The organism is Maritimibacter harenae (genome assembly GCF_009882975.1).
GTDB lineage: Bacteria > Pseudomonadota > Alphaproteobacteria > Rhodobacterales > Rhodobacteraceae > Maritimibacter > Maritimibacter harenae.
Genome location: NZ_WTUX01000010.1, coordinates 1 through 24,368, shown reverse-complemented (window position 1 = coordinate 24,368; position 24,368 = coordinate 1). Strand labels below are relative to the sequence as shown.

The following is a 24,368-nucleotide window of genomic DNA, read 5'->3' as shown; positions in this document are numbered from 1 at the left end:
TCTATTCACGAATACACCCCAGGGCTTTCGTAATCGGGACCGGCGGCTTGCCGGCCAGTATGCGCGCCTTGTCGCGGAGCGTCAGCCGTCCGGCATAGAACCGTTCGATCAGACCCGCGCCGAGGCCGTAGAAGCGCTCCATCACGAGGAAACGTTTTTCCGGCTTCGCGGCGCGGAAGAGCATCCTGTTCAGGAACCTGTAGAATACGTTGTGCCGGCCCGACGAGATCACCTGGTCCTCCAGCACGCGACGCAGCGCCGCAGTCGTGAGCGGACCATCGTGCGCCGCGATCCGTTCGGCCGTCGCCACCGCCACCGGCAGGCTGTAGCCCGTGACCGGGTGGAACAGGTGCGCGCGCAGGCCGATGGGCACCGCGTCCGTGACCATGTCGCGCCAGAGGGCCGGGGCGTCCAGCGACAGCGCGATCGGCAGGACCCCCTGCTCGCGGCGCACCACGCGCCGGATGTCCCAGCCCCGCGCCTCGGCATAGCCGCGGATGTTCGACTCCAGCCGTTGCGGGGCGAGGTCCTGGTCGTCGGAATAATAGGTCTCTTCGATCAACAGCCGGTCGGGGGCGAAGGGCAGCAGGTAGATGAAGCAATAGCCGTCGCGCTGCGGCACGGTCGCATCCATGATCACCGGCGCCTCGAGCCCGTGGGGCGCGGCGAGCTCCACCTCGAGGCCCAGGAATTTCTGGAACCCCAGCTCCGAGGCAGGGCTGGGCATGAAACCCCGCCCGTCGAAGATGCAGGGCGCTGCGAGCGTCGTGCCGTCGTCCAGCGTCACACGGTCCCGCGTCATCTGCGTGACCTTGCGCCCGGCGAAGATCTCGATCCCCGGTGTCTCCTCGACCGCGGCGCGCAGGCCCTCGGACGTCAGCGAAAGGTAGGGCGTGTCGAGCGCGCGGGTGTAGGAAGGAAAGATGACCTGTTGGCTGTCCCAGCGGTGGCTGGCCAGCGGGGCGAGCCAGTCGAACGCGTCGCGGCTCACGTCGGGGGCGTGAAACGACCACGTATGGTTGCCGCAGATTTCCGGGCCCGCTTCGATGATCGCGATGCGGATGCCCGGCCGGGCCGCGCAGAGCCGCAGGGCGCACAGGCAGCTCGCAAGCCCGCCGCCCACGAAAAGCGCGTCATGTTCCCCGGTCATGTGCTCCGCCGTCGCCACGTTGATCTTCGGTCCTCGTTACGGCCCCCGCGGCCGGTCGGATGCATCGCGCGTGCCGGCGCGGACGCCGCGTCATGGCTGACGATACGTCATGTCGACGATCACCCGCCACGCCTTTTCGCCTTCCATGCGGGCCAGTTGCTGGATCTTGAAGCTCCCCGCGTCCGGTTCGCGCACGATGACGCGCGTCTCGTAGTCGACGCCATCGACCACCCACGGCTCGGTCGCGGTCATGTCGACGCCGGTCTCGGTACGCGCGCCGGCCAGTTGCAGGATCTCGTCGGTGGCCTCGGACCACATCGCACCGCGCACGGCGCGCCCGTCGCCCCTGACCAGCCGGAACGAGATGTTGGACGCACCGACGGCCACGGCACACTTGCCGGTCACGCTCACGTCTCCGCCCGCGTCAGTGGGTTTCACGTCCACCTGGCACCGGGCGGGCTGCATCCGCCGCTCGACCGAAGTCGCGAGACTTCCGGTCCCGGTCCAGCCGCCCTGGGCCGTGAAAAGGTCGATCGCTGCCGCGGGGTGAGCCGTGGCGACAAGAAGTGCGGCGAAGGCGATGCGTGCGGGGATCATGACTATCCTTTCGGGGAAGCACGGTAGAAACGCGGCCCGAGGAAAGCAACCACGGCGGGCAGCACCAGGAGGTCCGAGAGGAGCGCGAGCACGAATATGCCGGTGGCGGTGGCCCCGAAGGCCGCGACTTCCTGCGTCGCGGCGAAGGCGGACCCGCCGAAGCCCAGCACCAGGAGCGCAGAGGTGGTCACCAGCGCCGGTGTCGCCTCCGACATCGCGGCCCCGAGCCGCGGGCGATCCAGTCCCCGGAACCCGCCGCCCAGCCGGATGCGGTTGAGCACGTGGAGCGTATCGTCGACCGCGACCCCGAAGGCCACGGTCAGGGCGAGGCCTCCGGCCAACCCGATCCCCTGCCCCGACAGCGCGAGCCCGCCGCCGATCAGGGCCACCGGCAGGACGTTGGGCACCAGCGCGACCAGCGCCACGACGACGGAGCGCGCCCAGAGCGCGATGAGCCCACCGACCGCCGCGACCGCGATGAGAAGCCCGGTCTGAAGATCGGACAGCACCCCGCCCACGACGCGGGCCGCCATCACGGGAAGCCCCGTGACGGGACTGATTTCGACGGCCGCGAGCGCCGGGTTCCCGGCCAAGGCCGCGTCGATATTGTCGGCCAGCGCAATCGCCCCCGCCCCGCTGTCGTAGTGGAACGGCAGGGTGACGAGGGCGCGGCTTTCATCCGCCGAGACGAGCCGCGCAAGGATCGCCTCGGGCAGGGTGTCGCGAGCATCCGCCGCCTCGCCCGTGATGGAGGCGATGGATTGCACCAACGCGCTTCCGGACGCCTCGGCGATGGTGCGCTCGACCTCGGCCAGCACCTCGGGCGTGGCATCTGTCACCGCGACCTGCATCATCGAGATGGGCGCGACCGCCGTTTCGATCCGCTCGAACGTGGCGCGCAAAGGGTCGGCCGGACCGAGACTGTCCAGCGGTGAATACCGCGGCCCCGCTTGCCCGTAGAGCCCGGCGCCAAGGACGAGAAGGCCCAGCGCGCCCAGCGTCACCAGCCGGGGGCGCGCCAGCGCCAGCCGCGGCAAGCGGGCGAAAGGGCCACCCCGCGGCGGACGGGCGTTCAGACGCGCGAAGGCTGTCCGGATCGAGGGACGCGCGCCCGCCACCGACAGGACGAGGCTCTGGGTCAGCATGACGGTGAGCGTGCTCACGACCAGGATGACCGCCCCCATACGCCCCAGTTCGGCGATCACTTCGACGGGCGACGCCGCGAAGACCGCGAAGGCCAAGGCCGTCGTCACGGTCGCCGCCAGGCAGGCCGGAGCCATCCGCCGCACCGCGCGCAGCGCCGCGGCGCGGGGCGTGCGTGCGCCCTGGTGGAGCCGTTCGAACAGGATGTGGATGGAGTCGATGGTGGCAAGGATCATCGCCAGCACGGGCAGCGTCAGCGTCACGGTCGTGATCGCCAGACCCGCATGCCCGAAGAGGCCGATGGACAGCATGAGCGCGATCAGCGGCCCCGGAAGCGTCAGAAGCCCCAGCCGTACGCTGCGCAACGCCAGCGCTGCCACGGCGAACCCGATCAGCGCACCGGCGAGGTTGAGCGCGATCACGTCCGTCATCAGCCCCTCGGACACCCGCGCCCGAAGTGCCGGGTAGCCTGCGACACGGACCGACACCGCATCGCCCGACACGCGCGCGGCCAGGTCGGTGAGGGCCTTGAGCGTGGCCTCCTGCCCCGCCTCGTTCCCGGTGATCGGCAGCACCGCGAGCATCGCGTCCTTGCCTTCGGACATGAGGCGGCGCAGCGCCGGGGTCTCGGCCCGCACCGCGTCGATACGCGCGGACATCGTTTCGGCGTCCGGGATCGGGAACGGGACGAGAGGCTCTCGCACGCCCTCCGGCCCGGTGATCTCGAAGGAGAGCGGCGACCAGACCGCGCGCACACCGTCGATGAACTGCGCTTCCAGAAGGAAGCTCGACACCGCCTCGAGCGCGGCCGGGTCGGCCAGGGACCCGGCCTCGAGCAGGACCACCACGTCGTTGGCGTCCCCCTCGAACCGGTTGGTCACGTCGTCATAGGTGCGAAAGGCCGCCACATCGCCTTCGAAGAAGCGAATGAGGGCGGTGTCGAAGGTAACGCGCGGAATGCCGGTGGCCGCCACGAGGACCAGCGCGGCGAGCACAAGCCAGAACCACGCCAGGCGCCGCCGGATCGCCCCGAGAACGCGCACCTGCGCCCGGGCGAAAGACGTGGGTCGCCTCATCAGGGCCTTGTCCGGTGCTGGGAAAGGGGCGTTGTCCTGTGCATGTCACCTGCCGAGCCGATCGCGACACTCATATCGGCCCCGGCCTCATGCACGCAAGGATCACATACCGTGCTTGTCGCGCCAGTACGCTTCCGAGGCCAGCCGCGGATACCCCTCTTCCCATTTCTTCGACACTGCCTTGTGACGGATGAGCAGCCGGGCCGCTTCCCTCCAGAAGGCGAAGGCCGAAGAGAGCGCTTTGCGGCGGTTCATCTTCAGGTGCATGGAGCGCTCACCGCCGGTCGCGGCAAGGGTCACGCGGCTCGCCCCGATCGCGTACTGCGTGGCCCCCCGCCGCTTGGCATCGAGCACGGCGTGGCGCGCGAAGGCGCCGTAGAACGGGACCAGGTGACCGTTCAGCGTGGCGATCAGCGCGTACTGTACAAGCTTCGGCAATTCACGCTCGTTGCGTGCCGGGGGCACCTCGTCCACCCATTTCTCGTCCTCGGTGAAACCCCCGATCTCCTTGAACCGGGCCAGCGTGGTCTCGGCATCCCGGAAACGCTCTGGTCCCGTGACCACGTCGCGCATGGCGAGAGCGATGGCGTGGATGCTGTCGTAGCCGAACATGAAGAAGCTGCGAAAGAAGAAGAACTGCATGATCCAGAAAAGCTGTCCGCGGGTCCCGAGCAGCTGGGGCGCGGTCAGATGCTGCACCATGTGGTTTCGAACATCGAGGTAGAGTGCACGCGGCGATTCCTTGTCGAAGAAGTCGACGTCCTGCTGGCAGACGACCCCCGGCAGGGTGACGAAGTTGAAGCGGTTCATCAGCGAGAAGCTGATGTCGTCGCCACGCACGAAGAACGGGAACGGAAAGTGTTCGAGATCGCCGGTCGGAAAGGCGAAGAACCACCAGCCGCCGTAGAAGCTCGGCGTTTCCGTCAGGTAGGAGTCGTACTCCGCCTGGATGACGTCGTCGAAATCGGCGACGTCCAGACCACGGGATACGGGCAGGCAGACGCGTTTGAAGATCGCCCCGTTTTCCCAGATCACCTGGTCGGCACGCCCTTGCATCAGGCCGCCACACACCGCGGTTCCCGGATCCCGCGCATAGGCAAGAAACGCCCAGACGCGCGTGAGCATGGCCATGTCGATCTGCGCGTCGTCATCCATGAAGATACAATGCGTGAAGCCGCGGTCGCGGGCCTCCAGCAGACCGCGAGAGAAACCGCCGGAGCCGCCCAGGTTCGCGCTCTGCACGACCGAGGCATGGGCCAGGTCGAACGGGTCGAGCGTGCTCGAGTTGTCCACGACCAGGAGCTTCACCAACCCCTTGAGCGGCGAACGCTCCACGAAGGCCTCGAACCGTTCGGCGGAATTCAGCGCCGCCTCGGTCTGGTCGAACGTGGTCATGGCGGCGAGGATCGTGGGCATCCGGCGCGGGGCGTCATGCGTGGCCCAATCGAGCGCCCAAAGGCGCGCGGGGCCGTCCTGCGCCATGATCTCGCAGTAGAGCAGACCGACGGGGCGCGACACGGGCTCGAGCGGAATGTCCACCTGGACACTCGCGCCCTCGGCGAGATGCACTTCCCGCTCGACCAGAACGCTCCGCGTGCCATGCTCATCGACGCTGGTGACACGCAGCGCGACGGTGCCTTCGCCGCGCATGTCGAGATAGAGCGACGAAAGCGCGCATTGGTCGATCCACTTGCCAGCGGGGAACACGTTGGAGAACGTGTCGGTGGTCGCGCGCGCGCCCGACGGCAGGGCGATCTCGCCCGCCTCGGCCTTGACCGTGGCGCCCCCCGACAGGCGCAGGAACAGCCGTTCGTCCGCGCCGCCGATGCCGCCGGGCAGGATCAAAGGCTGGATGGTGCGCAGGTCGGCCTCGAGGGCCGGGTCGGGGACGGTTTCGCCTGTCATTTCGGTCTCTCGCCGCATCGGCCACCCGCTTTTTCGCTCCCGCAGCATATGGCATCCTAAATCGCACGAGCGCAACCGAACGGCCGGCGACCGAAAAGCGGTTGCCAAATTGCGCGCCATATCGTCAGGTCCGCCGGCAATTTCCGGGGACCAGACCGATGACCACACCGCTCCATTCGATCGAGATCCAGATCAGCTTCGGCCACTGCGACGCGGCCGGGATCGTGTTCTATCCCAATTATTTCAGGTGGTTCGACCGCTGCTTCCACACCTTCCTGCTCGACCGGCTGGGCGGCCATGCGGGGCTGTGCGCGCAACTCGGGGCACGGGGCATCGGGTTGATGCATGTCGATGCGGATTTCCGCTCACCGGGCACGGATGGCGATCGCTTCGTGCTTGAGATGGGCGCGCCGCGCTGGAGCGGGCGCAGCCTCACCCTGCCCTATACGGGACGGATCGGCACGCGCATTCTGGTCGAGGGGATCGAGACCCGCGGGGTCTTCGGGGAGCGGGACGGGCGGATGACCGCCCTGCCCGTCGCCCCCCTGCGCGAGATGATCGACGCGCTCTAGGCGGCGCCGCTCGCCGCCGTCCCGGCGCGCGAGGACAGGAGGTCCGCCGCAATCTCGAACGACCGCCTGCGCGCGGCGTGATCGTGGATCATGCCGGTCAGGATGAGCTCGTCGGGACGATACGCTTCGATGAGCCGCTCGAACTGGGCCTCGACCTCTTTCGGGCCGCCTACCACGCTCACGCGCAGCGCATGGTTCACCATCGCCAGCTGATCGGCCGATGCGACCGTGGACAGGTCGTCGACCGGGCGCGGCAGCGGGCCGGGCTTGCCGGTGCGCAGGTTCAGGAAGGCCTGCTGCATGGAGGTGCGCAGCCGGTGCGCCTCGTCATTCGTGTCCGCGGCAAAGACATTGACGGCGAGCATGAAGTGCGGCGCCTCGGTCCGGCCCGGCTTGAAGCTCGAGCGATAGACATGGAGGGCATCGTCCAGCGCATCGGGCGCGAAATGCGACGCGAAGGCATAGGGCAGTCCAAGGTGCGCGGCCAGTTGCGCCCCGAAGAGCGACGAGCCAAGCATCCAGACCGGCACGCGGGTGCCCGCGCCCGGGATCGCCTTGATCCGGGTCTCCGGCGTGATCGGCTCGAAATAGTTCATCAGCTCGACCACGTCCTCGGGGAAGGTGTCCGCCTGGCTCATGATCCGGCGGAGCGCCCGCGCGGTGGCCATGTCGGTGCCCGGCGCGCGGCCCAGGCCAAGGTCGATCCGGTCCGGGTAGAGCGTCGCCAGCGTTCCGAACTGCTCGGCCACCATCAGGGGCGCGTGGTTGGGCAGCATGATGCCGCCCGCACCGACGCGGATCGTCTCCGTCTGGCCGGTGACATGCCCGATCAGGATCGAGGTCGCGGCGGAGGCGATGCCGGTGGAATTGTGATGCTCGGCGAACCAGTAGCGGGTGTAGCCCCACCGCTCGGCATGCTGGGCGAGGTCGACGGAATTTGCGATCGCATCGGCCGGGTTCGAGCCTTCGGGCACGGCGGCAAGATCGAGAATGGAGTAGGGTGTCATGACGCGTCCTTTCCCGCCCGACCTAGGCACGTGCGGGTCCCATGTCGAGGGGTCAGCGCTTTTCCAGCGCCTCGGCGAGAGCGGGAATGTTGGGACGGCTCACGGGAAGCGTCGCGCCGTTCTTGAGCACCACGCGCGCCTTGCGACCCTCGCGCTCAAGCCGTTCAACGGCGTCCAACGCGACCCAGTGGGAGCGGTGGATTTGCAGACCGGGCAGGCCGTTCAGCTCGGCCACCGCGTCGGACATGCGTTTGAGGATGCGGTCCTTGCCCTCGGCCGTGACGACGTCGAGGTAATGGTCGCGCGTCGAGATCGAGATGATCTCGCGCCCCAGGTCCGGCGACAGGTTGCGGATGAAGAGCGGGTCTTCCCGCACGGGTTCGGGGGCCGGCTCCGGCGTCGCGTCGGCGAGCCTTTCGCGCATGTGGCGTTCGATATCGCGCGGGCGCACGTAGGCCTCGATCACACCGATGCCCATGCCCATGATCGTGGCGATGACCCACCGGAACCCGACGCCGTAGGCCGTGAACTCGAACCCGCGCAGCGTCGCGCCGAGCGTCATCACCCAAAGCGCCGACGGCAGGCCCGCGACCACCGCCCCGATCGTGATGCGCAGGAGCGGATGAAGGCGGCGCAGGTGCGGCCCGTCGTTCGCGTAGTGGATGCCCACGATCATCAGGGTCGAGACGACGGGCAGCAGCAGACCCCAGTAGATGAACCGCTCCAGAAGCGTCATGCTGTCGAACGTGCCGACCGGTCCATTGACCGTCGCCACGACCAACAGGACCAGCACCACCGCAACTTTCCGCCCGATCTCCACCCTCATGGCTCTTGAATTAGACGATCACTTCGGGGCAGGCAAATGATCATGGTGCGCGACGCCCGGTTTTTCCGGGCCGGCGCGCGGATCCGGAGGAGGCGGGCATGGCAGGGATCGACGGCACCTGGGATTACATCATCGTGGGCGCGGGCACGGCCGGCTGCGTTCTGGCCAACCGGCTGACCGAAGATCCTGCGACACGCGTACTGCTGCTCGAGGCCGGGGGGCGCGACACCTACCCGTGGATCCACGTGCCGGTCGGATACCTCTACACGATGGGCAACCCGCGCACCGACTGGATGATGAAGACGGCGCAAGAGCCCGGGCTGAACGGCCGCAGCCTCGCCTACCCGCGCGGGAAGGTGGTGGGCGGGTGCAGCTCGATCAACGGCATGATCTACATGCGCGGCCAATCGGCCGACTACGATCACTGGCGCCAGTTGGGCAATACCGGCTGGGGGTGGGACGACGTGCTCCCCTATTTCCTCAAGAGCGAGGATTACCACGGCGGCGACAGCGACCTGCACGGGACCGGCGGCGCCTGGAAGGTGCAGAAGCAGCGCCTGAAATGGGAGGTTCTGGAGGCGGTACAGGAAGCCGCGATCCAGTTCGGCATCCCGTTTTCGCCGGACTTCAACGACGGGATCAACGAGGGCGTCGGCTTCTTCGACGTGAACCAGCACAACGGGGTGCGCTGGTCGACCGCCAAGGGATTCCTGCGCCCGGCCGAGAAGCGGGGGAACCTGCGCGTGGTCACAGGCGCACTGGCCGAGCGGCTGATCCTCGACGGGCGCCGGGCCGCCGGCGTCGCCTGGTCCGTGAACGGCACCCCCTTCGAGGCGCGCGCCGAGCGCGAGGTGCTGCTGGCCGCCGGATCGCTCAATTCGCCGAAGCTGATGGAGCTTTCCGGGATCGGCGACCCCGATGTGCTGGGCGGGTTCGGCATCGACGTGGCCCATGCCCTGCCCGGTGTCGGCAAGAACCTCCAGGACCACTTGCAGATCCGCACCGCCTACCGCGTGACCGGGGCGAAGACACTCAACCAGCTCACCAATTCGCTCTTCGGAAAGGCACGCATCGGGCTGGAATACGCGTTGATGCGATCAGGACCGCTGGCGATGGCGCCCTCGCAGCTTGGTATCTTCACGCGCTCGGACGACAGCGTGGCGACCCCGGACCTGGAATACCACGTCCAGCCGCTCACCACCGACAAGCTGGGCGATCCGCTCCACCCGTTCCCCGGCATCACCGTGTCCGTCTGCAACCTGCGGCCCGAAAGCCGCGGCACGTCGCACCTGCGCTCCACCGACCCCGGCGAACAGCCCGACATCCGGTTGAACTATCTCTCCGCCGAGAAGGACAAGCTGGTGGCGGTCAAGGCCGTGCAGCAGGCGCGGGCGATGATGAAGATGCCCGCGATGGCGCGTTACGAGCCCGCGGAATTCCTCCCCGGTCCCGATTGCGCCACGGACGCGGACCTGTTGCGGGCGGTGGGCGACATCGCCTCGACCATCTTCCACCCGGTGGGCACCACCAAGATGGGAACCGACCCGATGGCGGTCGTGGGTCCGGACCTGAAGGTGCACGGCATGGACGGGCTGCGGGTCGTGGATGCGGGTGTGATGCCGACCATCACGTCGGGAAACACCGCCTCGCCGACCGTGATGATCGCCGAGAAGGCCGCCGACATGATCCGCGCCGGGTAACATTCCGCAGCACAGCATCTGCCCCTTCATCGGCCCGTTTCCGAGACCCTAAAACCCGGAAAATGCGGGAAAAATGTATGAATAGTGCAAGTCGCGAGTCCTCAAGCGACTCGATTCGCTGCGAAAAACCGGAATTACGACTTTCTCCTTTACAGGAGTCAATGAATATCACACGATATCTAGTAGGGACGGGCGCACAAGACGCCACACCCGGTACAGGCAACAAGCCTTTGCGTTTCTGCATCCGCAAAGGCTGCACCGAGCAGAAGGGGCAAGCCAATGGCGGCGACCGAGCATTACTTCGAATCCGAAGACCTTCACCCCATAGACATCGTCGAAACCCTTGCCGAGCACCACGCCTGGGATTTCGACCGCGTGGCCGACGACCAGATCGCGATGGCGGTCGAGGGGCAGTGGCGCACCTACTCGATCACGCTGGCCTGGAGCCCCTATGACGAAACGCTCCGGCTGATCTGCACCTTCGAAATGGACCCGCCCGAAGACAAGCTGCCCAAGCTCTTCGAGGCGCTCAACGCCACAAACGACATGATCTGGGACGGCGCCTTCACCTACTGGCACGAACAGCGCCTGATGGTGTTCCGCTACGGCCTGATCCTGGCCGGCGGGCTGACGGCGGGGGCCGAGCAGCTGGGTCGGCTGATCGCCGCGTCGGTGCAGAACTGCGAACGCTTCTACCCGGCTTTCCAGCTGGTCAACTGGGGCGACCAGAGCGTCGAGAGCGCCATGCAGGTGGCACTGGCAGAGGCCTACGGGCGCGCCTGAACACGAGTTTCATCTCCAATGAACGGAAGCGGGGGGCCTTGGCCCCTCGTTTTCGTTTCGGGGGAGCTGACGCCACGACCGCAATTCACCCGCTGGCGTTGCACCTCGGCCCGCCCCCGCCTAGTCTCCGCGCCAAAATGGAGATCCACATGGACATGAACGACATTCGCGAGAAGGGCCTCGTCCTGCTGGGCTGCGGCAAGATGGGCTCGGCCATGCTCAAGGGCTGGCTCGACGGGGGGCTTCCGGCCAGCTCGGTCTGGGTGAACGACCCGAACCCATCGGACTGGCTCAAGGGGATCGAGGGGCTGAACCTGAACGCCAAGCTGCCGGAGACCCCGGCGGTGGTGCTCGTCGCCGTGAAGCCGCAGATGATGGCCGATGCGCTGCCGACGCTGAAGGCGATGGGCAATGGCTCCACGCTCTTCATCTCGGTCGCCGCCGGTATCACGCTGGCCACCTACGAAGAGATGCTGGGCGCCAAGACCCCGATCGTGCGCGCGATGCCCAACACGCCCGCCGCCGTTGGCCGGGGCGTCACCGCGATCATCGGCTCCGAGGCCGCGCGCGGCGATCACGTGGACCTGGCCGAAACGCTGCTCTCCGCGGTGGGACAGGTCGTGCGGCTGGAGAACGAAGGCCAGATGGGCGCGGTCACCGCGATCTCCGGCTGCGGCCCGGCCTATACCTTCCACCTGATCGAGGCGATGGCGGCCGCCGGCGAGGCCAACGGGCTCGCCCCCGAGCTTGCGCTCCAGCTTGCCAAGGCCACCGTCGCGGGCGCCGGGCACCTGGCCGAGAACGCCGACGAAGACCCCACGCAGCTGCGCATCAACGTCACCTCGCCCAACGGCGTCACGCAGGCCGCGCTCGAGGTGCTGATGAACGAGGACGTCGGTTTCCCCCCGCTTCTCAAGCGCGCGATGGATGCCGCGATCAAGCGTGACAAGGAACTGGGCGCATGAGCGAGATCAGCTTCGACGACTTCCTGAAGGTCGACATCCGCAAGGGCACGGTGGTCAAGGCCGAACCCTTCCCCGAGGCGCGCAAGCCCGCGATCAAGCTCTGGGTCGATTTCGGCAAGGAGATCGGGGTGAAGAAGACCTCGGCCCAGATCACGAAGCACTACACGCCCGAAAGCGTGCTGCGCAAAGAGGTGATGGCGGTCGTGAACTTCCCCCCTCGCCAGATCGGCAAGTTCATGTCCGAGGTGCTGGTTCTGGGCGTGCCGGACGGCGAAGACGAGGTCGTGCTCCTCACGCCCGACAAGCACGTGCCCGATGGCGGGCGGCTTTACTGATGGCCGAGGTTCTCGTCACCCGCCCGCTGCCCGAAAGCGTGATCGACAAGCTCGGGGCGGCGCACAACGTCACCCTTCGGGAAGCCATCGAACCGCTCGACCGCGAAGAGCTGATCTGCGCGCTCTCGGGCTTCGACGCCGTGCTGCCGACGCTGGGTGATGCGTTCACCGCCGAGGTCTTCGACGCGGCGGACGACATCCGCTGCCGCCTGCTGGCCAACTTCGGGGTCGGCTACAACCACATCGACGTGGCGGCCGCGCGCGCCCACGGGGTAGAGGTCTCAAACACCCCCGGTGCCGTGACCGATGCGACAGCGGACATCGCGCTGACCCTGCTCCTGATGACCGCGCGCCGTGCCGGCGAAGGCGAACGCTTCGTGCGCGCCGGCAAGTGGACCGGATGGGACCCGATGCAACTCCTGGGCACCCATGTCACCGGCAAGACGCTGGGCGTGATCGGCATGGGCCGGATCGGGCAGGCGATCGCACGGCGCTGCCACTTCGGCTTCGACATGTCGGTGGAGTTCTACAACCGCTCACCCAAGCGGCTCGATTTCCCGGCGCGCCAGCGCGATGACATCGCGGACGTGGCAGCCCTGGCCGACTTCCTCGTCGTCGCCGTGCCGGGCGGGGCCGAGACGCATCACCTGATCGATGCCTCGGTGTTCGCGAACATGTCCGAGAGCGCGATCTTCGTGAACATCTCGCGCGGGGACGTGGTGGACGAGCCCGCTCTCATCGCCGCACTCGAGGCGGGCGAGATCGCGGGCGCGGGGCTCGACGTCTACGAGAACGAGCCGCACGTGCCGGAGGCGCTGCGCAGGATGGAGAACGTATCGCTCCTGCCCCACCTGGGCACCGCCGCCTTCGAGGTGCGCGAGGCGATGGGGCTGTTGGCGGCCGACAACATCCTGTCGTTCTTCGAAACGGGCGAGGTGCCCAACCGGGTGTAAACGAAAAGACGCCGGGGCTTTCGTCCCGGCGTCTCAGCAATGTGGCCCGGCTCAGTTCAGCCGGCGGCCGCTTTCGGGCTCGAAATAGGACACCTTGGAGAGGTCGAAGGCGAAGGTATGCGTCGCCCCCGGCGCGGCCTCGGTTTCCGAGTGGAGACGTGCCGTCACCGGTTTTCCGCCCAGGTGCGTCATCACGTAGGTGTCCGCCCCCGCCGGCTCCACGATGTCGATCTTGCAGCTCGCCTCCTGCACCGCCTCGCCGTGGCGGAAGCCCGGCTCCGCGATGTCCTCGGGGCGCAGGCCCACGATCACGTCCTCGGGCAGATCCCTGGCGCGGGCGTCGGTGAGCACGATGGGCTCGCCGCCCTCGCGGGCGATCTCGATCCGGGTGCCGCTGCCGTTGCCCTGCGCGCGGGCCGGAATCAGGTTCATTGCGGGCGAGCCCATGAAATCGGCCACGAAGAGGTTCGCGGGGCGATTGTAGATCTCCGACGGGCTGCCGATCTGCTGGATCACGCCGCCCTTCATCACGACGATCTTGGTGGCCAGCGTCATCGCCTCGATCTGGTCGTGTGTGACGTAGACCATCGAGGCGCCCAGGTTCTGGTGCAGCGCCTTGATCTCGGTACGCATCTCGACACGCAGCTTGGCGTCGAGGTTCGACAGCGGCTCATCGAAGAGGAAAAGCTTGGGATCGCGCACGAGGGCGCGGCCCATCGCGACACGCTGACGCTGGCCGCCCGAAAGCTGGCCGGGGCGCCGGTTCAGAAGCGGCTCGATCTGGAGCTGTCGGGCGACCTCGGCCAGCTTGCGCTCCTGCGTGGCCGAGTCGACGCCGCGCACCTTCATGCCGAACGTGATGTTCTTGGCCACGCTCATCGTCGGGTAGAGCGCGTAAGACTGGAACACCATCGCGATGTCGCGGTCCTTGGGGCTGACGTCGGTCATGTCCTCGCCCGCGATCGCCAGCGTCCCGCCCGAGATCGGCTCGAGCCCGGCGATGCAGTTGAGCAGCGTGGACTTGCCGCAGCCGGACGGACCGACGAGGACGAGGAATTCGCCGGATTCGATCGACACGTTGATGTCCTTGAGGACCTCGGTGGTGCCGTAGTTCTTGTAAAGGTTCCTGATGTCGAGGATCGGTGCCATGGGATTATCCTTTGACGGATCCGGCGGTCAGACCGCGGATGAAGTATTTGCCGGCGACGACGTAGACGAGAAGGGTCGGCAGCGCGGCGATGATCGCGGCGGCCATGTCGACGTTGTAGGCCTTCACGCCGGTCGTCGAGTTGACGATGTTGTTGAGCGCCACGGTGACGGGTTGCGTCCCTGCCTGCGAGAACGAGACGCCGAACAGGAAGTCGTTCCAGATCTGGGTGAACTGCCAGATCACGCTCACCACCACGATGGGCAGGCTGAGCGGCAGGAAGATCGCCCAGAAGATCCGCAGGAACCCGGCCCCGTCCACCTTGGCCGCCTTGGTCAGCTCGGACGGAATGGTGACGTAGTAATTGCGGAAGAAGAGCGTGGTGAACCCGATGCCGTAGATCACGTGCACGAAGATCAGCCCCGGGATGGTGCCCGCGATCCCCATCAGCCCGAGAAGCCGCGCCATCGGCAGGAGCACCACCTGAAAGGGGATGAAGCAGCCGAAGAGCATCAGCGCGAAGATCACGTTGGCGCCCCGGAACTGCCACTGGGCGACGACGTAGCCGTTCACGGCGCCCAGGAGCGTGGAGATGATGACGCCGGGCACGGCGATCAGCACCGAGTTCCAGAAGTAGGGGCGGACCCCTTCGCACTGGATGCCGGTGCAGGCCTCGGACCAGGCGGTGCGCCAGGCGTCGAAGGTGATTTCGCGCGGCAGGGCGATGAGGTCGCCGGTGCGGATCTCCTCAAGGCTCTTGAGCGACGTGGTGAGCATCACGAAGAGCGGCATGAGGTAGTAGAGCGCGAAGACGAGCAGGATGGCGTAGAGGCCCCAGCGCAGCGCGATCTTGCCCGCACTGGACCGGCGGCGCACGCCGGCCACGTCGGGGCGGCGGGGGGCGGCGGTGAGATCAGTCATTTTTCGCCCTCAGTTCCGAGTAGAGATAGGGGACGATGATCGCGAAGACGACGAGCATCATGATCATGGCCGAGCTGGCCGCCTGGCCGATGTCGCCCCGTGAGAAGGCCATCGCGTACATGTAGGTCGCCGGCAGGTCGGTCGCATAGCCGGGCCCGCCGCCGGTCAGCGCGATGACGAGGTCGAAGCTCTTGATCGCGAGGTGGGCGAGCACGATGAACGCGGACAGGAAGATCGGCGCCATCGACGGAATGATGATCGCGGTATAGACGCGCCACGTAGGGATGCCGTCGACCTGGGCCGCGCGAATGATCTCGGTGTCAACCGAGCGCAGGCCGGCCAGGAACAGCGCCATCACGAAGCCTGACGATTGCCATATGGCGGCGAGCACGATCGCGTATATCGCCATGTCCGGGTTCACGAGCCAGTCGAAGCTGAAGTTGGGAAAGCCCCAGCCCTGCACCATCGCCTCGATCCCCAGACCGGGGTTCAGGATCCACTTCCACGCCGTGCCGGTCACGATCATCGAAAGTGCCATCGGGTAGAGATAGACGGTGCGGATCGCGCCCTCGGTGCGGATGTTCTGGTCCAGCAGGATCGCGAGGATCAGGCCCAGAACCATCGAGATGCCGATGTAGAGGCCCCCGAAGATGAAGAGATTGTTGAGCGCCGTGTCCCAGCGCGGGGAGTCGAAGAGGCGATCATACTGGATGAAGCCCTCGATCTCGTATTTCGGCAGCAGCCGCGAGCGGGTGAGAGACACCCAGGCGGTCCAGCCGATGAAGCCGTAGACGAAGATCAGCACCGCGATGAAGCTGGGTGCCAGAACCATCTTCGGCAAATGGGTTTCGAACCATCTGGCCATCATTCCCCTCCCGTGTTGGGCCCGCCCCCCTTTGGGGACGGGCCCGGGTTTGCGAAGCGTCAGCTTACATCGAGTTCGCGACGGCGTCGGCGAGCATCTGGACCGCCTCGTCCGAGGACATGTCCGAGTTGAAGTGCGCCGTCACCACGTCGGTGATCGCACCGGCCTGCGCACCGCGCAGCGCCATGCCGTGGGCATAGGACGGCAGGAGCGAGCCGTTCTCCGACGACGCCTGCATGTCCTCCGAAGAGGTGTGGGCGCAGCTGTCGAACTCTTCCAGCGACACGTCGGTGCGCGCCGGGATCGAACCCTTGTTAAGGTTGAAGACCTTCTGGAAGTTCTGGCCCACGATCAGCTCGGCCAGGAGCTCCTGGCCCGCGCGCTTGTCCTCGCCGTCGACGTCGAACATCGCGAAGCTGTCGACATTGTAGAGGAAGCCGTCACCCGGGGTGGAGGCGCAGAGGAAGTCTTCGCCCGGCTCCTTGCCGGCGGCGAGGAATTCGCCCTTGGCCCAGTCGCCCATGATCTGGAAGGCGGCTTCGCCGTTCATCACCATCGCGGTGGCGAGGTTCCAGTCACGGCCCGAGAAGTTGTCGTCGACGTAGCCGCGCAGCGTGCGCATCTGGTCGAAGACGGCCTTCATCGTGTCCGAGGTCAGCGCCTCCTGGTCGAGGTCCACGAGCGCGGACTGGTAGAAGTCCGGGCCGCCAAGACCCAGCACGACGGTTTCGAAGACCGTGGCGTCCTGCCAGGCCTGACCGCCGTGAGCGAGCGGGATGACCCCGGCCTCCTGCAGCTTCTCGGCCGCGGCGTTGAACTCGTCCCAGGTGGACGGCATCTCGATGCCGTTCTGCTCGAGCACGTCGGCGTTGGCCCAGATCCAGTCCACGCGGTGGACGTTCACGGGGGCGGCGCACCAGGTGCCGTCGCACTTCATGTGGTTGGCGATCGAGGCGGGCAGAACCTCGGACCAGTTCTCTTCCTCGGCGACGTTCGAGATGTCGGCGAGCACGCCTTCCTCGTACCATTCCTGGATCGCCGGGCCTTTCAGCTGCACGGCGGTGGGCGCGTTGCCCGACAGGACGCGGGCGCGCAGCGCGGTCATGGCCGCGTCGCCGCCGCCACCCGCGACCGGCATGTCGGTCCAGGTGCCGCCCTGTTCGGCGAATTCTTCCTGCAAAACGGCGACGGCCTTGGCCTCGCCACCCGAGGTCCACCAATGCAGCACTTCGGCCTGCGGTTCGGCGACGGCCATGCCGCCGACGGCGATTGCGAATGCGGAGACGCCCGCGAAAGCGGTGTATTTCATCTTGGATTCCTCCCTTAACCTGCTGCCGTTGAGGGCAGCGATGGAAAGAGCGTGCGCCCGACCCGGGCCTTCGGGCAAGTGCCCAGCGGGCCTGCCGTGGGGAGAGGCGCGAGAAATCCGCGGGTTCTGTTACAGCTTGTTACAGGCTCGTTGATTTTGTTGCGTGATGTTACAAATCATCACCCCCAGGGCGCGAGGGAGGACGCGGGTGAGCATTCCGAGACTGCTGGTCGTCGACGACGATTCCGAGATGCGGGGCATGATGACCCAGTTCCTGCAGAAGCACGGCTTCATCGCCCTCGGCGCGGCCTCCATGTCGGGGATCGAAAGCGCGATGGCCGCCGGGCGCATCGACCTGATCCTCCTCGACGTGATGCTGGGCGACGAAAGCGGGATCGAGATCTGCGCCCGCCTGCGGTCCGAGCAGGACGTGCCGATCATCATGGTTTCGGCGCTTTCGGCCGACCACCAGCGCATGGCTGGCTACGAGGTGGGGGCGGACGATTACATCGCCAAGCCCTTCAACCCCGACCTCCTGCTGGCCCGCGTGCGCGCGGTGCTGGCGCGCACCCGGCGCTCGGCCTCGCTGGCCCACCGTCGGCGCACCAAGCGCTTCCGGTTCGCAGGCTGGACCTATGACGCCAAGCTGGGCGAAGTCACCTCGCCCGAGGGTTTCCAGGTGACGCTGTCGCGACGCGAGACGGGGCTGTTGCAGGCCCTGCTTGCCAACCCTTTCATCCCGCTCACGCGCGAGGAGATCGCCGAAGCGCTCGACGTCACCGGCGACGGCGGCGGCACGGACGAGGCCAAGGGGCGGGCGATCGACGTACTGGTCGGGCGGCTGCGCTCGAAGATCGAGGCCAACCCGAAAGACCCGCAGATGCTGCGCACGGAACGCGGGGTCGGCTACGTCCTGTCCGTCGACGTCACGGTCGAAGACACGTGAGCCGCCCTGGTCCCAGCCTTCGGACGTCCGGCACGCTGGTGATGTTCGCGGCCTTCGCGGTGGGGCTTGCGGTCGCGGCCGCCTGGGGCCTGTCCAATGCCCGCTGGAGCGCCTACCTGACGCAGGCCGAGCGCACCGGGCTCCTGCTCTACGACGCCCTGTCGCGCGGCGCCGCACATCCCGAGGGCATCGACATCACCCGCCTCGCCGCCGAGGACAACGCGCGCGCCGAGCGGGGGGAATTCACGCAGGTCTCGGGCCTGCCCCGCCCGGCTTATGTCACCATCGCGCCGATCCTGCCCGATCCGTCCGGGGGCTCCGGGTTGAGCCTCGTCGTCGTCTCCGACGACCTGCAATACCGCGTGGCCGACCTCGCTATCCGTTCCGGCCAGCGCCCGGCCGAGACGCTGGGCCAGCTGACCCTGCTCATGGCGCGCTATTGCAGCGAACCGCTGATCCTCGCCAAGCCCGGGGCGGGCCCGTGGCTGCGGGTCGAGGGCGCGCCGGTCTGGGGGTGCGGCGCGGCCCCGGCCGACCTGCGCCTGCCCGCGCTGGTCCTCGGACTGGTCGCGCTCGGCGTGCTCTTCACGCTCGTCACCGACACCGCGGCCAAGTTCGCGGGGTTCGCCCGCGCGCTCGGCACCCGTCAGAGGCTGGGCGGCCCGGAGTCCTACGAGGCCGAGGGGCCGGCGGAGCTGCGGGCGCTGGTGGACAGCGTGAACGCCTATCTCGAAGCCGAGCGGGAGCAGCTGGCCAAGCGCGCTGTGGTCCTGTCCGGGGTAAGCCACGACCTTGGCACCCCCGCGACCCGTCTGCGCCTGCGCACGGCGCTGATCGAGGACCGGGATCTGCGCGAGAAACTGGAAACCGACATCGACCGCATGACCTCGATCATCGAAAGCGCGCTCACCTACACGCGCGCGGAACTCAATGTCGAGGAACCGCGCGAGCTGTCGTTGGGCGCATTGGTCGAGGCCGTCGTCGACGACTACCAGGATCTCGGCCACCCCGTGAGCCTGGCGGCGGGGGAGCCGATCGTGGTGCGCGGCGGGCATTCGGTCTTCATGGCACGCCAGGGCGCCAGCGTGGTCGAAGGGGCGCACCGGGTGATCGTCACCGCGCGGCCCGTGTCGATCCAGCGGGCGGTGTCGAACCTCGTGGACAACGCGCTGAAATACGGGCGGCGGGCGGTTCTGCGGCTCGAAGCCGACGCGGAAACCGCGACCATCATCGTGGAGGACGAAAGCGGCATGACCTCGACCGACGAAATCGAGGCTCTCATGGCCCCCTTCCGGCGCGGCGCGGATGTCCAATCGGTGGACGGCGTGGGCCTTGGCCTGTCGATCGTGTCGACCATCGCGATGCTCCACGGCGGCGCGTTGCGCTTCGACACCGCGCCGCACGGGCTGCGCGCCATGTTCACGATCCAGCGCTCGTGAGGCTCAGACTAGGCTGGTGAGGTAGGCGGCGGTCATCAGGTCCAGGTGCGCGCCGCCACCGTTCTTGTAGATCGTGATATCCGTATCGCTCACCCGCCCCTCGACCCTGCCCGGCACGAGATCGTAGAGATCGCCCAGCACGTCGTCGCGGTTGATCGCCCCGCTGGCCAAGGGGATTTTCAGCTCCCCGATATGGTCGAGCGTCGTGTCGCGGCTGTCGACGAAAAGCCGCCCGCGCCCGAGCGCGGTATCGTCGGCCTCGCGCATGTCGGCCTTGAACGCACCGATCAGGTCGAGATGAGTTCCGGGGCGCAGCCAGTCGCCCTGTATGACCGGCTCGCGCGCCATGGTCGCGGTCGAGACGATATCGGCCGCTCCAACCGCACTGGCGAGGTCGTCGGCCACGCGCAGCGGGACGGGAAGTTCTGACAACCCTTCGACCAGCGCGGCCGCCTGCTCCGGCCGGCGGGCCCAGATCGCGATCTCCTCGAGCGCCGGAAAGGCGGCCGCATAGGCGCGGACCAGCCCGTGGGCCAGCACCCCGGCCCCGACGATCAGGAGCTTCGCGCTGTCGGGACGGGCAAGGAGCCGTGCGCCGAGGATGGAATCCCCCGCCGTCTTGCACTCGGTCACCAGCTTGCTGTCGATCACGCCGGTCAGCGCACCCGTGTCAGGGTCGTAGACCATCATGGCCCCCTGGATCGACGGCAGGCCGCGCGCGGCGTTCCCGGCCATCACCGTGACCGACTTGGTGCCGTAACCGAGACCCTCGATGAAGGCCGAGCGCGTGAGCAGCGTCGCCTCCGCCGGGCCCAGGAACAGGTCGCCCAATTGCGCCTTGGGGCGGTGGTGCCCCTCTTCCAGCGCGCGCATCACGTCGCCCCAGTCGACCCGGTCCGCGACGTCTTCGTAGCTGATGAAATTGCGTGTCATGCCGCCTTTGTGGCCTGTCCGGGCGCCGCTGTCCAACCGAACCACGCGCCGGCCGGGCGCTGGCGACCCCTCCAGGACTCGAACCCGGAACCTGCTGATTAGAAGTCAGCTGCTCTATCCAGTTGAGCTAAGGGGCCGCTAGCGTCGAAATAGACGCAGCGCCGGTCCTCGCGCAACCGGTTTCGGCCCCGGGATCAGACGCCCGGGCGCATCATGCGGGTCATCACGTCGGATTTCAGCACGAAGCGCTGGAAGAGCGCCCCCGCGAAATGGAGCGCGACCACGATGAGAAGCACGGTCTTGAGAAGTTCATGCCCGTCGGCCGCGTTCTCGACCCCGCCGAACCACGCCACGGCGCCCGACACGGGCACGAGGATCACCAACAAGTAGAGCACGAGGTGCGTGACCCGGGCGGTGATCTTCAGGATCGCGGGCTCGTCTTCGGGGAGCGCGGGCGCGCCCCGGCGCAGCTTGATGGCCACGCGCCAGAGGACGAGCGCGAGGACCAGGAGACCCGTGACGATGTGTTGGAGCACGAGACCGTCCACCGTCACCTCGGTCCCCCGTTCGACGGCGCGCCACGCGCGTTCCATGCCTTCGGCGAACAGGAACTGCGCCGCTATGAGGACGAAGATGAGCCAGTGAAGGATGATCTGGATGCGCGTATAACCGGTGGGCATGGCGAAACTCCTGACTTGAATGTCAGGAGTATACGCCGATCACGCCGATTTCCGTCTCGATAATTTTGCCTCAGGCGGGCACTTCGCGGCGATGATCCCAGGTCGGGTCCTCGCGCTTGATCTTGCGCGTGTTCCAGATGCCCGCGGGGACGCCGATAACGGCCCCAACCACGGCAGCCACGGCAAAGGTGATCCAGGTCATGTAACCGACGGCGAGGCCGGCGATCACCACTGCACCCGCGACGCAGAGCGCCCAGATGGGAATGAGAAGCAGTCTCCAACCATGTGTCATGTGATGCCTCCTTTCCCCCTCAACGCGGCGACGGCCCGGCCGGTTCCGGACGGTCCAGTGCGGCATGGAGAAGGGCTGCGTTGCGGCGATGCGACTTGAAGGCCAGGTCGAAGAGGTCGCCCGCAAGCGGGATCGAACCCACCACGTAGTCGAGGCCCGCATTGCCTGCCATCTTCGCCAGCACGCGTTTTCGCACGCCGTGGCGGTGAGCCACGGCCATGATCCAGAACGAAGGCAGCAGCATCGCGGTGTCGCCGATGCCCGGGATCAGGCCGATCACGCTGTCGAGCCCGAACCGGACGCCCGTGCCCGGAATGCGGTATCGCGTGTCCAGGAGCCGCGACACCCGGTCCACGCGGGCCAGGTCGGCGGCAATGTCGTCAGTCCGGAGGGCGGTGGTCTCGGCGGTCATGCGGGGCTCTTTCCCGGCCCAACGACGCGCGGCCGCACGCGGTTCCGCTCGCGCCGGTCACCGAAAGAAAACGGCCCCCCGCATCGCTGCGAGGGGCCGCTTTTCGTTTCGTCTCGGCGGGCGCACCCACCGCACGATCACAGACCGGTGGTCACGTCGATCGTGTTGCCCTCTTCGAGGGTGACATAGGCTTTCTTGACGTCGTTCCGACGGCCCATCTGGCCGCGGAAACGCTTCTGCTTGCCCTTGGTGATGGTCGTGTTCACGGCCTTCACCTTGACACCGAAGAGCGTTTCCACCGCTTCCTTGATGAGCGGCTTGTTCGCGTCGATCGACACTTCGAAGACCACCGCGTTGGCCTCGGAGGCCATCGTGGACTTCTCGGTGATGACCGGCTTGCGGATCACGTCGTAGAGTGCGGACTTGTCGGTCATTTCAGACGAGCCTCCAGAGCTTCGACACCCGCCTTCGTGAGCACGAGCGTGTCACGCTTGAGGATGTCATAGACATTGGCACCCACCGACGGCAGCACATCGAGACCGTCGATGTTGCGGGCGGCCTTGGCGAACCCTTCGTTCACCTCGGCCCCGTCGATGACCAGCGCGCGCTTCCAGCCCAGATCCTTGACCTGCTTGGCCAGGGCCTTGGTCTTGCCTTCGGCTTCGGCGGCGTCGATCACGACGATCGCACCTTCCTTCGCCTTGGCGGAGAGCGCGTGCTTCAGGCCCAGCTTGCGGAATTTCTTCGGCAGGTCATGGGCGTGCGAGCGCGGGGTCGGACCCTTGTAGACACCACCCTTGCGGAAGATCGGCGCGTTGCGGTCACCGTGGCGTGCGCCGCCGGTGCCCTTCTGGCGATAGATCTTCTTGGTCGAGTAGCTCGTTTCCGAACGGGTCTTGACCTTGTGCGTGCCGGCTTGGGCCGCGGCCCGCTGCCAGCGGACGACACGGTGCAGGATATCGGCGCGCGGTTCGAGGCCGAAGAGGGCCTCGTCCAGCTCGACCGACCCGGCTTTGCCGCCGTCCAGTTTGATCACGTCGAGTTTCATTCGTCGCTTTCCTTCTTCTCGGCGTCGTTGCCGCCCTCTTCGCCCTTCTCGGCGTCGATCTCGGCTTCGGCTTCCTTCAGGGCCGCCTCTTCGGCAGCTGCCTGCTCTTCGGCCAGACGCTTGGCTTCCTCTTCCGCCTCGGCAGCGGCGGCGGCAGCGGCTTCTTCCGCGGCACGCGCAGCTTCTTCAGCAGCGGATTTCAGGGCGGCCGGCAGAATGGCGTTCTCGGGGAACGGCTTCTTGACGGCATCCTTGACGGTGACCCAGCCACCCTTGGACCCCGGGACGGCGCCCTTGATCATGATCAGACCGCGTTCGCTGTCCGTCTTCACGACCTGGAGGTTCTGGGTGGTGACACGGGCGGCGCCCATGTGACCGGCCATCTTCTTGCCCTTGAAGACCTTGCCCGGATCCTGACACTGACCGGTCGAACCGTGCGAACGGTGCGAGATCGACACACCGTGCGAGGCGCGCAGGCCGCCGAAGTTGTGCCGTTTCATGGCACCGGCGAAGCCTTTACCGATCGACGTGCCGGACACGTCGACGAACTGGCCTTCGAAGTAATGGTCGGCGGTGATTTCCTCACCGACGTTGATCAGGTTCTCTGCATCGACGCGGAATTCGGCCACCTTGCGCTTGGGCGCAACCTTGGCAGCCGAGAAATGGCCGCGCATGGCTTTCGAGGTCCGCTTGGCCTTGGCCGTGCCGGCGCCCAGCTGAACGGCCGTGTAGCCGTCTTTTTCAGCCGTGCGCTGCGCGACGACCTGGAGACCGTCGAGTTGAAGAACGGTGACCGGCACCTGCCTGCCATCTTCCATGAAGAGACGGGTCATGCCGACTTTTTTCGCGATTACACCAGAGCGCATCATTGTTCATGCCCTCCTTAAACCGAAATCTGCACGTCCACGCCGGCCGCGAGGTCGAGCTTCATCAGCGCGTCCACGGTCTGCGGGGTCGGGTCAACGATGTCGAGCAGCCGCTTGTGCGTGCGGATCTCGAACTGATCGCGGGATTTCTTGTCGACGTGGGGCCCACGGAGAACCGTGAACTTCTCGATCTTGTTCGGCAGCGGGATCGGGCCACGCACCTGCGCGCCGGTCCGCTTGGCCGTATTGACGATCTCCTGCGTGCTGGCGTCCAGCACGCGGTAGTCAAAGGCCTTCAGCCGAATACGAATGTTCTGGCTTTGCATCTTATAAGCCTTTCAAGGCGTTGGAGTTGATAGGAGGACCCCCGGCTCACCCGGAGGCCCTCGTCGAACCCTTTGGGTATTACTCGATGATTTTCGACACGACGCCGGAGCCGACGGTGCGGCCGCCTTCGCGGATGGCGAAGCGGAGGCCGTCTTCCATGGCGATCGGCGC

27 protein-coding genes and 1 tRNA gene are annotated in these 24,368 nt (G+C 67.0%); 8 read left to right on the top strand and 20 right to left on the bottom strand.

What is annotated here, in order from left to right:
• Nucleotide 1 precedes the first annotated feature (1 nt).
• The 4 genes from crtY to GQE99_RS04380 form a co-directional block, all read right to left on the bottom strand.
• Nucleotides 2-1,150, bottom strand: a complete 1,149-nt coding sequence (crtY, locus tag GQE99_RS04395; RefSeq protein WP_161350368.1) for a lycopene beta-cyclase CrtY — start codon at nucleotides 1,148-1,150, stop codon at nucleotides 2-4.
• A gap of 90 nt (nucleotides 1,151-1,240) precedes the next feature.
• Entirely contained in the window at nucleotides 1,241-1,747 is a 507-nt protein-coding gene (locus GQE99_RS04390; RefSeq protein ID WP_161350367.1) for a hypothetical protein, read from the bottom strand.
• A gap of 2 nt (nucleotides 1,748-1,749) precedes the next feature.
• Nucleotides 1,750-3,966: an efflux RND transporter permease subunit gene (locus GQE99_RS04385; RefSeq protein WP_161350366.1), complete on the bottom strand. Its 2,217-nt coding sequence runs from the start codon at nucleotides 3,964-3,966 to the stop codon at nucleotides 1,750-1,752.
• Nucleotides 3,967-4,068: 102 nt separating this feature from the next.
• The gene (locus GQE99_RS04380) at nucleotides 4,069-5,871 is read right to left on the bottom strand and encodes a glycosyltransferase family protein (RefSeq protein ID WP_161350365.1); all 1,803 of its coding nucleotides are present in this window, start codon (nucleotides 5,869-5,871) and stop codon (nucleotides 4,069-4,071) included.
• A 158-nt stretch (nucleotides 5,872-6,029) separates the two neighbouring features.
• Between GQE99_RS04380 and GQE99_RS04375 the strand changes: the two genes are divergently transcribed.
• Nucleotides 6,030-6,443, top strand: a complete 414-nt coding sequence (locus tag GQE99_RS04375; protein ID WP_161350364.1) for an acyl-CoA thioesterase — start codon at nucleotides 6,030-6,032, stop codon at nucleotides 6,441-6,443.
• Here the strand turns inward: GQE99_RS04375 and GQE99_RS04370 are convergent.
• Entirely contained in the window at nucleotides 6,440-7,450 is a 1,011-nt protein-coding gene (locus GQE99_RS04370) for an LLM class flavin-dependent oxidoreductase (protein ID WP_161350363.1), read from the bottom strand. The two genes, GQE99_RS04375 and GQE99_RS04370, sit on opposite strands and share 4 nt — an antisense overlap.
• A gap of 52 nt (nucleotides 7,451-7,502) precedes the next feature.
• Entirely contained in the window at nucleotides 7,503-8,276 is a 774-nt protein-coding gene (locus GQE99_RS04365; RefSeq protein WP_161350362.1) for a LytTR family DNA-binding domain-containing protein, read from the bottom strand.
• A 98-nt stretch (nucleotides 8,277-8,374) separates the two neighbouring features.
• Here GQE99_RS04365 and GQE99_RS04360 point away from each other — a divergent pair, with 98 nt between their 5' ends.
• The 5 genes from GQE99_RS04360 (at nucleotide 8,375) to GQE99_RS04340 (ending at nucleotide 13,012) form a co-directional block, all read left to right on the top strand.
• Nucleotides 8,375-9,976, top strand: a complete 1,602-nt coding sequence (locus tag GQE99_RS04360; RefSeq protein ID WP_161350361.1) for a GMC family oxidoreductase — start codon at nucleotides 8,375-8,377, stop codon at nucleotides 9,974-9,976.
• Between the two features lie 279 nt (nucleotides 9,977-10,255).
• The gene (locus tag GQE99_RS04355) at nucleotides 10,256-10,759 is read left to right on the top strand and encodes a type III secretion system chaperone family protein (protein ID WP_161350360.1); all 504 of its coding nucleotides are present in this window, start codon (nucleotides 10,256-10,258) and stop codon (nucleotides 10,757-10,759) included.
• A gap of 149 nt (nucleotides 10,760-10,908) precedes the next feature.
• The gene (gene proC, locus GQE99_RS04350; protein ID WP_161350359.1) at nucleotides 10,909-11,724 is read left to right on the top strand and encodes a pyrroline-5-carboxylate reductase; all 816 of its coding nucleotides are present in this window, start codon (nucleotides 10,909-10,911) and stop codon (nucleotides 11,722-11,724) included.
• Nucleotides 11,721-12,059, top strand: coding sequence for a tRNA-binding protein (locus tag GQE99_RS04345; RefSeq protein ID WP_161350358.1), 339 nt, complete (start codon nucleotides 11,721-11,723; stop codon nucleotides 12,057-12,059). The genes proC and GQE99_RS04345 overlap by 4 nt, the downstream gene beginning before the upstream one ends.
• Nucleotides 12,059-13,012 carry a 2-hydroxyacid dehydrogenase gene (locus GQE99_RS04340; RefSeq protein WP_161350357.1) on the top strand — a complete coding sequence of 318 codons (954 nt, stop codon included), beginning with the start codon at nucleotides 12,059-12,061 and terminating at the stop codon, nucleotides 13,010-13,012. Before GQE99_RS04345 ends, GQE99_RS04340 begins: the two co-directional genes overlap by 1 nt.
• A 51-nt stretch (nucleotides 13,013-13,063) precedes the next feature.
• Here GQE99_RS04340 and GQE99_RS04335 read toward each other — a convergent pair whose 3' ends face one another.
• From GQE99_RS04335 to GQE99_RS04320, 4 genes are all read right to left on the bottom strand, one after another.
• On the bottom strand, nucleotides 13,064-14,161 hold the full coding sequence (locus GQE99_RS04335; protein WP_161350356.1) for an ABC transporter ATP-binding protein: 1,098 nt from the start codon (nucleotides 14,159-14,161) through the stop codon (nucleotides 13,064-13,066).
• Between the two features lie 4 nt (nucleotides 14,162-14,165).
• Entirely contained in the window at nucleotides 14,166-15,080 is a 915-nt protein-coding gene (locus tag GQE99_RS04330) for a carbohydrate ABC transporter permease (RefSeq protein WP_161350355.1), read from the bottom strand.
• Nucleotides 15,073-15,945, bottom strand: coding sequence for a carbohydrate ABC transporter permease (locus tag GQE99_RS04325; RefSeq protein WP_161350354.1), 873 nt, complete (start codon nucleotides 15,943-15,945; stop codon nucleotides 15,073-15,075). The genes GQE99_RS04330 and GQE99_RS04325 overlap by 8 nt, the downstream gene beginning before the upstream one ends.
• Nucleotides 15,946-16,009: 64 nt before the next feature.
• The gene (locus GQE99_RS04320) at nucleotides 16,010-17,254 is read right to left on the bottom strand and encodes an ABC transporter substrate-binding protein (protein WP_161350353.1); all 1,245 of its coding nucleotides are present in this window, start codon (nucleotides 17,252-17,254) and stop codon (nucleotides 16,010-16,012) included.
• A 208-nt stretch (nucleotides 17,255-17,462) separates the two neighbouring features.
• On the opposite strand from GQE99_RS04320, the gene GQE99_RS04315 reads away from it, so the two are divergent.
• Nucleotides 17,463-18,200, top strand: a complete 738-nt coding sequence (locus GQE99_RS04315; protein WP_161350352.1) for a response regulator transcription factor — start codon at nucleotides 17,463-17,465, stop codon at nucleotides 18,198-18,200.
• The gene (locus GQE99_RS04310; RefSeq protein WP_328794048.1) at nucleotides 18,197-19,639 is read left to right on the top strand and encodes a sensor histidine kinase; all 1,443 of its coding nucleotides are present in this window, start codon (nucleotides 18,197-18,199) and stop codon (nucleotides 19,637-19,639) included. Before GQE99_RS04315 ends, GQE99_RS04310 begins: the two co-directional genes overlap by 4 nt.
• A 3-nt stretch (nucleotides 19,640-19,642) precedes the next feature.
• Here GQE99_RS04310 and GQE99_RS04305 read toward each other — a convergent pair whose 3' ends face one another.
• The 10 genes from GQE99_RS04305 to GQE99_RS04260 all read right to left on the bottom strand — a co-directional run.
• Complete coding sequence (locus tag GQE99_RS04305) at nucleotides 19,643-20,572, bottom strand: ornithine cyclodeaminase family protein (protein ID WP_161350351.1); 930 nt, start codon at nucleotides 20,570-20,572, stop codon at nucleotides 19,643-19,645.
• A gap of 60 nt (nucleotides 20,573-20,632) precedes the next feature.
• Nucleotides 20,633-20,709 (bottom strand) — tRNA-Arg (locus tag GQE99_RS04300).
• Between the two features lie 57 nt (nucleotides 20,710-20,766).
• A complete protein-coding gene (locus GQE99_RS04295) occupies nucleotides 20,767-21,252 on the bottom strand; it encodes a cytochrome b (RefSeq protein WP_161350350.1) in 486 nt (161 codons plus the stop codon).
• Between the two features lie 70 nt (nucleotides 21,253-21,322).
• Complete coding sequence (locus tag GQE99_RS04290) at nucleotides 21,323-21,544, bottom strand: hypothetical protein (RefSeq protein WP_161350349.1); 222 nt, start codon at nucleotides 21,542-21,544, stop codon at nucleotides 21,323-21,325.
• A 19-nt stretch (nucleotides 21,545-21,563) separates the two neighbouring features.
• A complete protein-coding gene (locus GQE99_RS04285; protein ID WP_161350348.1) occupies nucleotides 21,564-21,956 on the bottom strand; it encodes a DUF4112 domain-containing protein in 393 nt (130 codons plus the stop codon).
• A 137-nt stretch (nucleotides 21,957-22,093) separates the two neighbouring features.
• Complete coding sequence (locus GQE99_RS04280) at nucleotides 22,094-22,390, bottom strand: 50S ribosomal protein L23 (RefSeq protein WP_161350347.1); 297 nt, start codon at nucleotides 22,388-22,390, stop codon at nucleotides 22,094-22,096.
• On the bottom strand, nucleotides 22,387-23,004 hold the full coding sequence (rplD, locus tag GQE99_RS04275) for a 50S ribosomal protein L4 (RefSeq protein WP_161350346.1): 618 nt from the start codon (nucleotides 23,002-23,004) through the stop codon (nucleotides 22,387-22,389). The genes GQE99_RS04280 and rplD overlap by 4 nt, the downstream gene beginning before the upstream one ends.
• Nucleotides 23,001-23,873, bottom strand: coding sequence for a 50S ribosomal protein L3 (gene rplC / locus GQE99_RS04270; RefSeq protein ID WP_161350345.1), 873 nt, complete (start codon nucleotides 23,871-23,873; stop codon nucleotides 23,001-23,003). Before rplC ends, rplD begins: the two co-directional genes overlap by 4 nt.
• 14 nt (nucleotides 23,874-23,887) lie before the next feature.
• Nucleotides 23,888-24,196 (bottom strand): 30S ribosomal protein S10, encoded by a 309-nt coding sequence (gene rpsJ, locus GQE99_RS04265; protein ID WP_044028221.1) that lies wholly within the window; start codon nucleotides 24,194-24,196, stop codon nucleotides 23,888-23,890.
• A gap of 79 nt (nucleotides 24,197-24,275) precedes the next feature.
• Nucleotides 24,276-24,368 (bottom strand): EF-Tu C-terminal domain-related protein (locus GQE99_RS04260; protein ID WP_202530580.1); only part of this gene is annotated, 93 nt, incomplete at its 5' end.

Coding starts and splice junctions, on each gene's coding strand:
- GQE99_RS04360 (WP_161350361.1), top strand. CDS start 8,375: ATGGCAGGGATCGACGGCACCTGGGATTACATCATCGTGGGCGCGGGC.
- GQE99_RS04330 (WP_161350355.1), bottom strand. CDS start 15,080: ATGACTGATCTCACCGCCGCCCCCCGCCGCCCCGACGTGGCCGGCGTG.
- GQE99_RS04390 (WP_161350367.1), bottom strand. CDS start 1,747: ATGATCCCCGCACGCATCGCCTTCGCCGCACTTCTTGTCGCCACGGCT.
- GQE99_RS04285 (WP_161350348.1), bottom strand. CDS start 21,956: ATGACCGCCGAGACCACCGCCCTCCGGACTGACGACATTGCCGCCGAC.
- GQE99_RS04295 (WP_161350350.1), bottom strand. CDS start 21,252: ATGCCCACCGGTTATACGCGCATCCAGATCATCCTTCACTGGCTCATC.
- proC (WP_161350359.1), top strand. CDS start 10,909: ATGGACATGAACGACATTCGCGAGAAGGGCCTCGTCCTGCTGGGCTGC.
- GQE99_RS04335 (WP_161350356.1), bottom strand. CDS start 14,161: ATGGCACCGATCCTCGACATCAGGAACCTTTACAAGAACTACGGCACC.
- GQE99_RS04365 (WP_161350362.1), bottom strand. CDS start 8,276: ATGAGGGTGGAGATCGGGCGGAAAGTTGCGGTGGTGCTGGTCCTGTTG.
- GQE99_RS04345 (WP_161350358.1), top strand. CDS start 11,721: ATGAGCGAGATCAGCTTCGACGACTTCCTGAAGGTCGACATCCGCAAG.
- GQE99_RS04370 (WP_161350363.1), bottom strand. CDS start 7,450: ATGACACCCTACTCCATTCTCGATCTTGCCGCCGTGCCCGAAGGCTCG.
- GQE99_RS04290 (WP_161350349.1), bottom strand. CDS start 21,544: ATGACACATGGTTGGAGACTGCTTCTCATTCCCATCTGGGCGCTCTGC.
- GQE99_RS04320 (WP_161350353.1), bottom strand. CDS start 17,254: ATGAAATACACCGCTTTCGCGGGCGTCTCCGCATTCGCAATCGCCGTC.
- rplC (WP_161350345.1), bottom strand. CDS start 23,873: ATGATGCGCTCTGGTGTAATCGCGAAAAAAGTCGGCATGACCCGTCTC.
- GQE99_RS04340 (WP_161350357.1), top strand. CDS start 12,059: ATGGCCGAGGTTCTCGTCACCCGCCCGCTGCCCGAAAGCGTGATCGAC.
- GQE99_RS04375 (WP_161350364.1), top strand. CDS start 6,030: ATGACCACACCGCTCCATTCGATCGAGATCCAGATCAGCTTCGGCCAC.
- GQE99_RS04385 (WP_161350366.1), bottom strand. CDS start 3,966: ATGAGGCGACCCACGTCTTTCGCCCGGGCGCAGGTGCGCGTTCTCGGG.
- GQE99_RS04305 (WP_161350351.1), bottom strand. CDS start 20,572: ATGACACGCAATTTCATCAGCTACGAAGACGTCGCGGACCGGGTCGAC.
- rplD (WP_161350346.1), bottom strand. CDS start 23,004: ATGAAACTCGACGTGATCAAACTGGACGGCGGCAAAGCCGGGTCGGTC.
- rpsJ (WP_044028221.1), bottom strand. CDS start 24,196: ATGCAAAGCCAGAACATTCGTATTCGGCTGAAGGCCTTTGACTACCGC.
- GQE99_RS04355 (WP_161350360.1), top strand. CDS start 10,256: ATGGCGGCGACCGAGCATTACTTCGAATCCGAAGACCTTCACCCCATA.
- GQE99_RS04325 (WP_161350354.1), bottom strand. CDS start 15,945: ATGGCCAGATGGTTCGAAACCCATTTGCCGAAGATGGTTCTGGCACCC.
- crtY (WP_161350368.1), bottom strand. CDS start 1,150: ATGACCGGGGAACATGACGCGCTTTTCGTGGGCGGCGGGCTTGCGAGC.
- GQE99_RS04280 (WP_161350347.1), bottom strand. CDS start 22,390: ATGACCGACAAGTCCGCACTCTACGACGTGATCCGCAAGCCGGTCATC.
- GQE99_RS04380 (WP_161350365.1), bottom strand. CDS start 5,871: ATGACAGGCGAAACCGTCCCCGACCCGGCCCTCGAGGCCGACCTGCGC.